General features: G+C 59.7%; 10 protein-coding genes. 4 read left to right on the top strand and 6 right to left on the bottom strand.

Annotated features, from left to right (window positions below):
* The first annotated feature begins 54 nt into the window (after positions 1–54).
* The 3 genes from AK36_RS17010 to AK36_RS17000 all read left to right on the top strand — a co-directional run bounded on the left by AK36_RS17010 (position 55) and on the right by AK36_RS17000 (position 3,240).
* Positions 55–1,071: a hypothetical protein gene (locus tag AK36_RS17010; RefSeq protein WP_045578859.1), complete on the top strand. Its 1,017-nt coding sequence runs from the start codon at positions 55–57 to the stop codon at positions 1,069–1,071.
* A 298-nt stretch (positions 1,072–1,369) separates the two neighbouring features.
* Positions 1,370–2,257 carry a hypothetical protein gene (locus tag AK36_RS17005; protein ID WP_045578858.1) on the top strand — a complete coding sequence of 296 codons (888 nt, stop codon included), beginning with the start codon at positions 1,370–1,372 and terminating at the stop codon, positions 2,255–2,257.
* Positions 2,258–2,664: 407 nt separating this feature from the next.
* Positions 2,665–3,240 carry a recombinase family protein gene (locus AK36_RS17000; RefSeq protein ID WP_045578857.1) on the top strand — a complete coding sequence of 192 codons (576 nt, stop codon included), beginning with the start codon at positions 2,665–2,667 and terminating at the stop codon, positions 3,238–3,240.
* Between the two features lie 231 nt (positions 3,241–3,471).
* Here AK36_RS17000 and AK36_RS16995 read toward each other — a convergent pair whose 3' ends face one another.
* Both AK36_RS16995 and AK36_RS16990 read right to left on the bottom strand, forming a co-directional pair.
* Positions 3,472–3,996: a hypothetical protein gene (locus AK36_RS16995; RefSeq protein ID WP_052691559.1), complete on the bottom strand. Its 525-nt coding sequence runs from the start codon at positions 3,994–3,996 to the stop codon at positions 3,472–3,474.
* A 377-nt stretch (positions 3,997–4,373) separates the two neighbouring features.
* Positions 4,374–5,081, bottom strand: coding sequence for a succinate dehydrogenase iron-sulfur subunit (locus tag AK36_RS16990; protein ID WP_080938682.1), 708 nt, complete (start codon positions 5,079–5,081; stop codon positions 4,374–4,376).
* A 409-nt stretch (positions 5,082–5,490) separates the two neighbouring features.
* Between AK36_RS16990 and AK36_RS16985 the strand changes: the two genes are divergently transcribed.
* Positions 5,491–6,576 carry an NAD(P)/FAD-dependent oxidoreductase gene (locus AK36_RS16985; RefSeq protein ID WP_045578855.1) on the top strand — a complete coding sequence of 362 codons (1,086 nt, stop codon included), beginning with the start codon at positions 5,491–5,493 and terminating at the stop codon, positions 6,574–6,576.
* Between the two features lie 418 nt (positions 6,577–6,994).
* Here AK36_RS16985 and AK36_RS16980 read toward each other — a convergent pair whose 3' ends face one another.
* The 4 genes from AK36_RS16980 to istA form a co-directional block, all read right to left on the bottom strand.
* Positions 6,995–7,615: a c-type cytochrome gene (locus tag AK36_RS16980; RefSeq protein WP_045578854.1), complete on the bottom strand. Its 621-nt coding sequence runs from the start codon at positions 7,613–7,615 to the stop codon at positions 6,995–6,997.
* Positions 7,616–7,666: 51 nt separating this feature from the next.
* A complete protein-coding gene (locus AK36_RS16975) occupies positions 7,667–9,007 on the bottom strand; it encodes a hypothetical protein (RefSeq protein WP_045578853.1) in 1,341 nt (446 codons plus the stop codon).
* Between the two features lie 1,230 nt (positions 9,008–10,237).
* A complete protein-coding gene (istB, locus tag AK36_RS16970; protein ID WP_011881749.1) occupies positions 10,238–11,011 on the bottom strand; it encodes an IS21-like element ISBcen13 family helper ATPase IstB in 774 nt (257 codons plus the stop codon).
* Positions 11,008–12,036 carry an IS21 family transposase gene (gene istA / locus AK36_RS16965; protein ID WP_041494180.1) on the bottom strand — a complete coding sequence of 343 codons (1,029 nt, stop codon included), beginning with the start codon at positions 12,034–12,036 and terminating at the stop codon, positions 11,008–11,010. Before istA ends, istB begins: the two co-directional genes overlap by 4 nt.
* Positions 12,037–12,051 lie beyond the last annotated feature (15 nt).

Raw genomic sequence — 12,051 nt, 5'->3', positions numbered from 1 at the left:
TATGCAGCACCGAAAGTGGCTTGTGTATTTGCACCCATGCTGGCAGAGTAAATTATGGACCAGATCCCGCTCTCCGAACTCGCCAAGATCCCTTATCTCGATGTGCCCAACCTCGCAGGGCGGGCCATTGCGTCGCTAAGCTTTTTCGCTGACGGGGACTGGCATCTGTGGCTGAAGACCGAGGCTGGCCTGCTCCGCATCAAAGCGTGGCCGGGCGAAGGCTTCTACTTCGCTGCCGAGCCGCAGTCTGATCGCGATGGCTACCTGCGCTTCCTGGATTTCATCGCCCAGCGTGGCAACTTACGCGGCGTGGCGCGACCGCTCGAAGGGATCATGGACGATGTCTTCAACCTTGGTGCCTGCCTGAAGAAGTTTGACATCCTGTTGGACTACGCGGAGGGCGGGCGGAGTGGCGCGAGCCGTCTGGTACTGACCGAACTTGAGTACCTGTTCAGTCTATGCCGCAGCGTGTTCGACCTGCTTCAAGAGGTGATCGCGGCGCAGTGGAACAGTGTTCAACTTCTCGACGCCGCGACGAAGAAGCGCGAGCTGCCGCAGAGTTTCGGTGACATGGTTCTGACCGCCAATCAACTGCGTCCCGTCGAAGAGATCGCCAGTAAGTTCCGCATTCCGCAGTCGCTAGCAGAGTTTTATGGTCGCGCGGGCGCATTTTTCCTGATGCTGCGGACTTTCCGTGACAAGTACGTGCATGGCGGCAACTCGCCTGATCTGGTCTTCGTGACCGCGCGCGGCTTCGCGGTGCGCGGCGCTGCCGCGCCGTTCAACAGTTTTAACGTGTGGAGTCAGGAACACCGGCTGCCCAATGACCTTTGCTCGCTGCGCCCGGCCTTAGCCTATCTTGTCACCGAGACGCTGCGCGCCTGCGAGGACTACGCGACGACGATTCAGCAGATCATCGGGTTTCCGCCGCCAATATGCCCGGGGCTCAGGTTCTTCGTGCGCAGCGACTTTGTCGAACCTCTGTTGGCGAACGAGCGGATTCTTCGTGAGTGTTCATGGTGGCGCGACGCACCACCGGTCGAAACACCGCAGGCTAGCGGACAAGTGTAGGCGACGCGATGCCGGGGCCTGGACGCTATCTCGTCCGCCGTTTCAAGCGCTGACATTTACATCGCGACCTACGTGGCGTCCATCGAAAACGAAATCATCGCGGTCTTCGCGGAATTGAATGCGCGTGGCAAGGAGACGGCTAACACTGAGTTCGCGTGCCTGAGCGAACAACGGGCCTGGGACGACTGCGATTGCGATTGCGATTGCGATTGCGATCTTAGCTCGCAATCGCCGGGCACTTTGAAGCCAGGGCCGACGAACTGTTTTTTGTCTAAGTCCACATCCGTAAGATGCCGACATGGAAATCTCTGTGAAGATCGCCCCCGACGCTGACGGCTACACCGGACGCGAGTGTCCAGCGTGCGAGAAGTACTTCAAAATCAAGTTTGGCACTGGCCTGCCGGGCGATCCTGACTGCCATTGCCCGTACTGCAACCACACTGGTCCGCAGAAGGAATTCTGGACCAAGCAGCAGATCGAATACGCGCAGTCGGTCGCCATGAATCAGCTGTCCGGGCAACTCCTGACGGAGTTAAAGAAGCTCGAGCGCCGGCCCGATCCGCGCGCCTTCGTGTCGATTGGCATCTCGGTCAAGGGTAGCCCGACACCGATTGTGTATTACCGGGAAGAAGAGCTGGAAGAACGGGTGACCTGCTGCGCCTGCACAATGGAGTATACGATCTATGGCGCGTTCGGCTTCTGTCCCGACTGCGGGGCCCATAACTCCCTGCAAATCGCCAATGCGAACTTTGACCTGGTGCTAAAGTCGCTCGACTTGGCGCAGGTCGCACCGGCGGATCTCGCGACAAAACTGATCGACAACGCTCTGGAGGATGCCATCTCCTGCTTCGATGGCTTCGGCCGCGAACATTGTGCCGCGCAGCCCTTCAATATCTCATTTCAAAGCATCGACGCCGCCAAGGACAAGCTGCTCCGCGAAACCGGCTTCGACCTGGCCGCCTTGCTCGACGCGGCTGCCTGGAATTTTGTAACCACGCAGTTCCAGAAGCGACACCTGCTGGCGCATAAGCTGGGCATCATCGATGCCGAATACATCAGGAAGACTGGCAGCGCCCAGTCTCTGCTTGGCCGAAAGGTCTCGATCACCGACGCTGATGTGCGAACCTTGGTGGCACATTTGCGGACGTTGGCCGGAGCGCTGGTACAGAGCTTGCCTAGGGTCTGACCAGCCGGGCGTAGCTCGATATGTCGACCGCATAACGCGGCGCAGCAACTGATGAACTGGTCTGCGACTACATGCCTAGCCTCCAAGCTGAAAACACGGCGATGGGCAAATTTTCCCCCGCCACGTCAGTTCCCGAGGCCGGGGCACCACCCAGCGAGAAGTGTAAGCGCCTCAGCTCAGAGTCCGCACTGCGTGATAGCTTGACCGCTTTGGGCATTCGAATAGTGGCACCGTCCTGTTTGTCCCAGCGACCGACCAGAAGGCAATCGGCCTCCAATCAAATGCGCCTGTCCAAAACCGATCCCTTACGGGCAGGGGCATTTTGCCCTGTCCGCAAATAAGGGTTGAAATGTTTTGGACATTGCCTTACATTCGGACATCTATTTCGTACAGATTGAGTGCCCGATATGTCCCGAACCTTTGCCTATGCCCGCGTCAGTACGTCCGACCAGACCACCGCGAACCAGTTACGAGAGATCGAGGCGGCCGGCTTCTCGGTCGACAAGCGCCGCGTTGTGTCGGAAAGCATTTCGGGGAGCGTAAGCGCCGATCAGCGGCCGGGGTTTGCGCAGTTGCTCGTCAAGATGGAAGAAGGCGACGTGTTGATCGTGACGAAGCTCGATCGACTCGGCCGCAATGCGATGGACGTGCGGGCCACGGTCGAGGGATTGGCCGAACGCGGTATCCGGGTTCATTGTCTCGCCCTGGGCGGCGTAGATCTAACGAGCGCGGCCGGCCGGATGACGATGCAGGTGTTGAACGCGGTGGCCGAATTCGAGCGGGATCTGTTGATTGAGCGCACACACGCTGGTATCGCTCGCGCGAAGGCGGAAGGCAAGGTGATGGGGCGGCCGTCCGCCCTGTCGGACGAGCAGCGGGCGGACGTGCTGCGCGAGTTGGACGCGGGGGCAAGCGTGGCCGCGCTTGCTCGGCAATTTGGCACGAGCCGCCAGACGATCATGCGGGTACGCGACGCAGTCTAAGCTGCGCGCGCCGTTCAACTCACGCCCTGCTAGAGCCCGGCTCACCGGACCAAGCAGACAGTGTCAGGTTGTCTGGCTCAGTTCGGCCAGCAACAGACGTTGGCTCACACCTTCACGTGGACGTTCGAACGTCGGCTTCGCCCAGACAACGGACCTTTGTCCTTGGCGCATGTCGTTCGCGTTACCGACGTCCCCGCGCAGCCGACGCTCGTTGCCTACAGTGCGCCCGAGCTATTTGGGAAGATGGGAGTGCGCGGCGTGGTCGGAACGCTGGGCCGCGAACCACGCATGAACAGCGGCAATCACGTCCGGGTCGCTGCTTGCATATGTCAGGCTTGCTCCGGAGGGCAGGCTCCTGTATTCAACGTGAAGCTTCTTACCCGCCCTTGTCAGGGTGGCGAGCCCTGCCATATCGTGACCGTGAATCGCCGCAGGATCGGCGAAGTCGCCGCGGCGGAAACGTTGAGCTTCGATTGTCAGATGAGAACGAATAAGCGCGACCTGTTTGGTGTCGTGTTTGTCGTTCGCCGTGATTGTCTCAATCCCGCCGCTTCCGGTATCGTCGAAAAAATGGCTGGTCCGTGCCAGATCAAATGGCATCACAACCGCACCCTTGCGGGCCACCTCAGCTTGGCGCGACGTCATGTCGTGGTTCGACATCATGTCCTCGTGCGACGTGGTCTGCTCCGGCTCCCCAGCAACCGCGATCGATACACCGATCAGCGCGCCTGCCGCCGCTGTCATGATTTTTTTCATTGCTTCGCGCCTCCCTGGAAACCGTGAAAGCTGACGCAAGTTTCCCGTACGTCAGTGGGTGGATCACCCTGGTCAATTCGTATGTCCAGAGGCTCCCGGATCGAAACCCATAGTCTGCGATCGTTGCTCATTCGCACACAGACGCTGGAACGTCTGCTCCGCCCCATGATCTGCAATATCGGTAGTCGATGGGTAAAGGACCATAGTGGGTCGGGTTGAGCCGGTCACGGGCCGCAGGGACCGTGGCTTGCCGAGTCTGGCTGCAGATTCAACCGGTCAACGCAACAGCGTGATGGAATGCAGTCGAACGTCGATCAATTCCCCCGGTGTCGCCCGTGGCAGTGCCATAACTGTATTCCAGTGTCAGGTTGCGTCACTCAGATCATCCGGCGCGCGAGCATGGTGCGAATCTCCCCGATTGCCTTGGCCGGATTCAGTCCTTTGGGGCAGACGTCCGTACAGTTCAGTATCGTCCGACACCGGAAGAGGCGATACGGATCGTCAAGATTGTCCAGCCGCTCACCCGTACCCTCGTCGCGGGAATCGACCAGAAAGCGATAGGCCTGCAGGAGCCCGGCAGGACCGACATATTTATCGGGATTCCACCAGTACGAGGGACATGCGCTGGAACAGCACGCGCACAAGATGCACTCGTACAGACCGTCCAACTGATCGCGTTCCTCGTGCGTCTGGCGCCTTTCCCGCTCCGGCGGGGGCGTGTCGTTGATCAGGTAGGGCTTGATCGAGTGGTATTGCTTGAAGAACGCGGTCATGTCCACGATCAGGTCGCGAACGACCGGCAACCCGGGCAGCGGACGCAGGACCGTGTGACGGGGAAGGTCGTTGAGATTGGCGATGCAGGCGAGCCCGTTCTTGCGGTTAATGTTCATTGCATCCGAGCCGCACACGCCTTCACGGCACGAACGCCGAAAGCTGAGCGTCTCGTCCCGTGCCTTGAGCCGGACAAGGACATCCAGCAACATCTTGTCAGTAGAGGGCACCTCGATCTCGTACGTTTGCATGTACGGCTTGGGATCCCGGTCTGGATCGTAGCGGAATATTTCAAACGTCCTTGTTTCACTCACGATGTTCCTCCTTTGTGGAACGGATCGCGTATCCGGCGCGCGCTCGCTATCTCCCCGTCACTTCGTTCCTGTCGATTGAAGACCTACGGCATTCCAGACGGAGCATCCGGTCACCCGCGCGCCCCATTCATTGTTCGTCGTGGTCGGGCGCCCCCAACACTAGCAACCATGGCCGTTCTGCGAAAAATTGGGCGCAATGTGGAAAACGGGTCGGATCTGTTTCGCCGGAGGTGCTGCGGCAGTCACATCGCGTCATAGATCATTCGCTCTCGCTGTATCGAGAGGAAATCGGAGGGGTTTGCTCCACGTCGACATACTTCTATATATCACGTCATGATATAAATAGATACTTGCGATGATGGCTTGGAGCCGGCAGTGCCGTCCCGCATGACATTCACGAGGAGGACACGTGACATCACCGGAAAATTCCTCGCTTGCGAGTCCTTTAAGAACCGACGTGCTGATTGTCGGTGCAGGTCCCGTGGGCCTTTTCGCCGCGTTCGAGGCAGGCGTGATCGGCCTCACGTGCCGGATCGTTGACGGGATCGAGCGCCCCGGTGGCCAGTGCATCGCACTATATCCGGACAAGCCGATCTACGATATTCCCGGCATACCATCGTGCACTGCACGCGATCTTGTCGATCGCCTCGTCGAGCAATGCCGGCCCTTCGATCCTCCGATGCATCTCGGTCAGCGTATTGAGACGCTGGATCCGCTCGAGGGCGGTCGATGGCTTGCTCGCACCGACAAAGGGGATGCGTTTGACACCGCGGCGATCTTGATCGCTGCAGGCAACGGAGCGTTTGTGCCGCAACGGTTGGCACTCGCTGAGGCGGTGTTCCTTGAAGGCCGGTACATCCATTACAGCGTTTCCGACGTGAACGGCTTTGCCGGAAAAACCGTCGTGGTCGCGGGCGGTGGCGACTCGGCGCTCGACTGGGCGCTGGCGCTGCGCTCGGTCGCGCGGCGCGTCACGCTCGTTCATCGACGGAACGGCTTCAGCGCGACGGACTCGAGCATCGCCCGGTTACAGCAGGCGGTCGCGGCGGGCGAGATGGATTTCGTGGTTGGCACGATTGCTGGGCTGAATGCGCCAGGGGGGACACTCGAATCGATCGAGGTTCGCAAGATTGGTGGCTCGGTGTGCCTCGACGCAGATCAATTGCTCGTGCTCTACGGACTTGTCGCGGATCTCGGTCCGATCGCGAACTGGGGGATCGCCGTACAGGCCGGACGGATCGTCGTTGATACGTCGTACTACGAAAGCTCACGGCCAGGCATCTTCGCGGCAGGCGACATCGCGAGCTACCCGAACAAGCAGAAGTTGATCCTGTCCGGGTTTCATGAGGCATCGCTCGCGCTGCGCAAAGCATACGTCTATGCGTTTCCCGACAAGAAGCGTGTGCATGTGCACTCGAGTTACGATGTAAAGCTCGCCGAGCGTGTGGCCGCCGTTCATCCCTCGCGGGGCGCCCGGGATTTCACCGCGCTTTAGAGACATGGATCGACCTAGGCGCGACGGGGAAGGCGACGAATAAAGCATCGTGTCGGCGGTGTTAAACGCGTCGTCACTCGTCCAATGCAGGACGATAGGCCTCGAATGACAACAACAGTGCGAAGCCGCCGCAGCTATTTTGCTTGGTTGAGCGAGAGGCCGGAGTACCTTGGAAGCTGCCGTTGAGGTTTCGCCGGGTCGAGGGGCTGAAATGGGTCGTCAGCGGCCGATCCTGAAAAGTTTGAGCGTAGGTCTTGGCGTAGGTTTGTTCGCCGAGCCGTTTCAGACAAGACGCAGGTACTGCTGCATCATTGGGGTGACGGTTGCAGGTGCTGCTGCGGGTTGCGTGCTCATGTGACCGGGAAAAGTTGCTTTGGCTGTCCGTGCACTTTTGCCCGACAACGACGAGCCTCGACGGCTAGCGGGACTCGAGCCACTCGGCAACGGCTTTCGCCCCATCGGCGTCCAGAGTGTGCGCGACAGTACTCATGACTGGCGCATTTGCGCGCGTCCCGTTCCTGAAGACTTCGATCTGGCGAAGCAGATACTCCTTGTGCTGGCCGGCAAGGCGCGGGAACGGGCCGGCTCCCTGGCCCTCTGCACCGTGGCATGACGAGCAAGCCGGGGTTCCGCGATCCGGCACGCCATGTTCGAAGATTTCCTGTCCCTTCGACATCAACGCAGCATCGCCCGGTGCGCCGCGCACCGGCTCCTGGTGCGAGTAATAGTCGGCGAGCGAAGCGATCGTGGCATCGTCGAGTTGCGACGCGATTGCCCACATGTAAGACCGGGCATCCGTTTCGCCGCGCGCATGTTCACGGAATCCCTTGAGCTGCGCGGTCAGGTACTCCGGCGTCTGAGCGCTCAGACGCGGAAATATCGGCGATTCGCTATGCCCGTGTACGCCGTGGCAAGCAGCGCAAAGCTGGGCCGCGAGGCGCGCGCCATCTTCGGCGCGCGTGGTTGATGGCATTCCGACAAGAGTCGCCAGGACGCCAACGACCGGAGCCAGCGGCATCGGCAAGCGAAGCAACTTCATCAGGGCTGCTCCGGACCGGCAGGAAATAGTGCGCATGAGTTACCTCGCGGGTCAGAAGACAAACCAGGCGAGCAGGTACAACGTGTTGTTATCGCTGGCGTTCCGTCCACTTCCGTCGTAGTTGAAGCGTGCGCCATTGAACTTGAGGAACCACGTGTACTGCACGGACAGCTTCACTTGCGGCAGCGGCAGGTAGTCGAGTTCGAGGATGATGCCCCGCGTGTCGGGCAGGCCATTTGCACTGCCTGTCACTGGAACGGCCCCATACAGTCCCGCATCTGCATTTCCTGTCGTCGAGAAGTACCCCAGCGAAGCGCCGTACTTGCGCTGGTAGTAATACGATGCCTTGAGCTTGAGGGTATTCAGGTGGTCAGTCGGATTGGTGGGTGTAGGCCCTGCACCGATCCCTCCGCTCGGGAAGCTTGCGCTCCAGTCCTGCTTTTCGTGAATGAACGCGATCTGGGTCGTGAATGCATGAGACAGCGTGAGGTACTGGTACTGGGCGTCCACGCCGAAATCGGTGAAGCGATCGGTTGGGGTCGTCGGGATGGTGTTGTCCGGATAGACGTCAGCGACCATGCCGAAGGTGCCCACTTCGAGAGAATGCGGCCCGAACTCGCGGTTGTAAGCAAGCCGCCAGTACGGGTTCGCGCCCTTCAGACGCTTGACGCCACCGGGCGTAGCAGTGTCCTGGCCGGTCCGGAACACCGAAAACATCTGGTCGGCCGTACGATAGAAGCCGAACTCCGCATAGATGGTGCGATTCCAGAAAGCGTAGGCGGAAATACCGACAACCTGTTGTGCGAGGCCGCCATCGATAAGCGTACCTGCGGTCGGAGTTAGGGAAATGCTGCTCGACGCATACGGAAAGCCAAATGCAGGGGTGGTATTCCAGACATCGGAAACGGTTGGATTATTGTTGACGGATACGCCGTAGATGAAATCGATATCTTCCCGCGTGAAATGTCCCGCGGCACGGATATCCGTATTGTCGATTCCGCTGTGGTGAGCGATCCCGTCGTATGTCCATTGTGCAAACGCGCCGACCGGACCGGCAATGCGTCCGCCATAGAAGAGGCTCGCTTGCTGCAGCACGACGTCCTGATTTCGAGCGAAATCATAATTGGCGTTATTGATGCTGCGCGTGTTGGTCTGGGATACCTGGACCATTCCTGCAAGCGGGATCGTCCATTTGTTGGAAAGCGTGTAGGCGGTCAACTTGAAGAAGCGGCCGAAGGGCGTCAACTCGGGGAAGCTGACATGACACGCGACGCAGGCGAGCCCGGTTTGCCGCGCGAATGCCGGCACTGCCGTGGCCTCGGGGGAAAACGACAGCGCCGCCACGGCCAGCAGAAACAAGGCAACGAAATACCTTCTGATCCGATTGACCATGGCGTCCCCTTCGTCATTCTTCTCGATGGTCCCGCATCCGAGCTCGTTGGCAATGAAGCCGGCATGTTGCCGTCGGCGCCTTTTTTTCAGTATTTTTCAGAATATAACGAAATGCCGTTTCGTCAACTCGAAAAATACAGCGTATACGTCGGTCTATTAATGGCCCGCGTCAGACCATGTCTATGGCCCTCACCGCGGTTCCTGATGCGGACCGCACCGTCCACGAACCCAATGTGGGGGCTGCGGGTTGAGGAAATCTGATCGAAGTCAAAAAACTCTGACTCTTGGTTTGATCACGGCGGCATCTGGAGCGCCCCCCGAGGAACGGGTGTGCTGGCGAATAGCGTGGATGGTGTTGCGGCAGAAAACCAACAGGCGTGCCGGCGGAAACGAATGACCGGTTGCCCCCGCATTTGGCAACGGACGTGCCATCGAGGAGTCTTGAATGACGGCAACGGGTCGATCACGGCCCTTGATGAGGTGACGTCTAGACAATCTCAGACCTGATCTGCCTCCGACTGAGAGATCAGGTCTGGACTTGCACATCTCAGTCCCCGAATCACCAGTCTTGTCGCGATTATGCCGCGCTTGCTCGTGCCAATCACTGACGTGATGCGACGGTTGCAAAGTAACTTTCTAGCGTAACGGCGGCTCGTAGGTGTGGGCGCGCGGGGCGTTCTTTGCGCGCAGCGTTCCAGAAGGCAGGGCAACTCTCAACGTCGTCGTGCGGACGCCATAGCTCAGCAGTCTGTCTCCAACTTTATCTCCAAGAACATGTGTACTTTGGAGATAGTCTTGGAGATAACCACAGCCTTACCAGACAAGGCTTGCAGGCCGATACATCCGTCTATCTCCAAATCTCCAAATATTTTTACTTCCGGCGGCACAGCAACGTTCCGCACGGCACGGGCGTTCGACTGGCCGAGCCTACTCCGATACGCCTGTTGGTATCTTCTGAACGACCTCGCCCGAACGGCACACGCAGCAGAGCGATATGAATTCTGCGGCTGCCAGAAGCGCGGGGGGCAACTCTGGGGGCAACTCAGCAACACTCCACAAGCAACACCCTTACATTACGGGCCTCACATAGAATTATTTCATTCCGGCCCTGGCACCAGTTTTTCGCAGCGTCGTGCGCTGCGTCTGTCGACACCCGCGCAAGCTTGTCAAACGCATTTGAAATCTGAGCCACTTCGCGCCTGATCGCGCAAAGTAAAACTGAGCCAGTCGTTACTTCTTCGATGTCGGGACGTGCCCGGCTTTGCGTTGCTGTTTCAGTCTGTAGCTGTCTCCTTTGATCTGGATGATGTGGGCATGGTGGAGGATGCGGTCGAGCATCGCTGCAGTGAGGGTGGTGTTGCCGCCGAAGGTTTCGTCCCACTGCGCAAACGGCAGGTTGCTGGTCAGGATCATCGAGCCACGCTCGTAGCGCTTGGCGACGATCTGGAAGAAGTGACTGGCCTGATCGCCCGAGAGCGGTAGATAGCCGATCTCATCGACGATGAGCAGCCTCGGGCCGAGAATGTTGTGCCGAAGAACGGCGTCGTATCGCTCCTGTCGGCGTGCAGCCTCGAGCTGTAACATCAGATCCGCCGCCGTGATGAACTTCGTCTTGATGCCGGCCTGCGTCGCTGCATATCCGATGGCGATCGCGAGGTGCGTCTTGCCCACGCCCGACGGACCAAGCAACACGGCGTTCTCGCCTCGCTCGATGAAGCGTAGCGTGGCAAGCTCGTCGATTGCCTCGCGTGGGACCCCGACGGCGAAGCTGTAGTCGTAGTCATCCAGTGTCTTGATGGCGGGAAACCCGGCCATGCGCACCAGTGTTTGCCGCGAACGAACTTGCCTCGTCTCTCGTTCGTGCGCGAGCGCGTTCTCGAGGAAGTCGAGGAAACTCCATTGCTTGGCCGCCGCGTCGCTGGCCAGAGCGACGTATCGGTGCATGAGTCCCTCGAGCTTCAGGCTTTGGCAGTGCCCGTCGATGCGTTCCTGCTGCAAGTTCATGCGCGCACCTCGGTCAGTAATTGCTGGTAGACGGACAACGGGTGCTGGATCGACATCGCGGGATCAACGCGCGGCCGAGCGACGGCGCGAGCCGGCAATCGGGGCAATGTGTAGCCAGGCATATCGAGCAAGCAAGCCCGTTCTCGTTGCTCCAACAGAATCGCGGGTGCCTGCCCGGTAACCGGATGCACGCGCTGGTTGGCCACGTCGCGCAGCCATTTACTCACCTCGACGTTCGCAGTCGCGGCATCGAGCATCAAGCCGGATTGTTTAAGCTGGCTTGCCAGCGGCACATAGAAATTGCCGCGCAGATAGCGGTGGAATCGCTCGACCTTGCCCTTGGTCTGCGCGCGGTACGGTTGGCACAATCTGGGCAGGAAGCCGTACCGCTTGGCCAGATCGAGCAGGCCGGCGTGCCAGCGATGTTGGCCGTCGCCATAAGCATCGCGTTCGACAACGATGGTCTTGGCGTTGTCGTAAAGGATCTCGCGAGGAATGCCACCCAAGGCTTCGAACAGCGCATGATGACAGGCAACCAGCGTCTCGGCGCGTTCATCGGTGGTGAAGTGTGCCCAGCGCCAACGACTGAAGCCGAGCGTGGCGGTGAAGGCGTAAAGCGGGTCGGTGCCTCGTCGGAAGACAACGAAATCGCACTGCATCTGCCGACCGGGCTCGGTCTCGAACCTTACGACTGGATCGGGCTTCGGCATGGGCTTATGCGTGTTCATGAAAGCCTGCAGGCTTCGCAGTTGGCCCTCGTAGCCGCGCGCCCGCAACTCGCGCAGCAGCGCCGGCGCTGCGATGATCTCCGGTGCTGCGGCCCTCATGCGCTCGATGATGTACGCCTCGAAGGCTCCGAGCTTGGTTGGCCGCGGTTCACGCGGCTTGTAGCGCGGCACTTCCTCAGCCGACAGGTACCGCGCCACCGTGTTGCGAGAAATGCCCAGGCGCCGCGCGATCTCGCGCTCCGATACGCCTTGGGCTTTGAGCACATGGATTTGCATCCACTGTTCCTTCTGGAGCATCGCCAGCCTTTGCGC

Source organism: Burkholderia vietnamiensis LMG 10929 (assembly GCF_000959445.1).
Lineage (GTDB): Bacteria > Pseudomonadota > Gammaproteobacteria > Burkholderiales > Burkholderiaceae > Burkholderia > Burkholderia vietnamiensis.
This window is presented reverse-complemented; position numbering and strand designations above follow the sequence as displayed.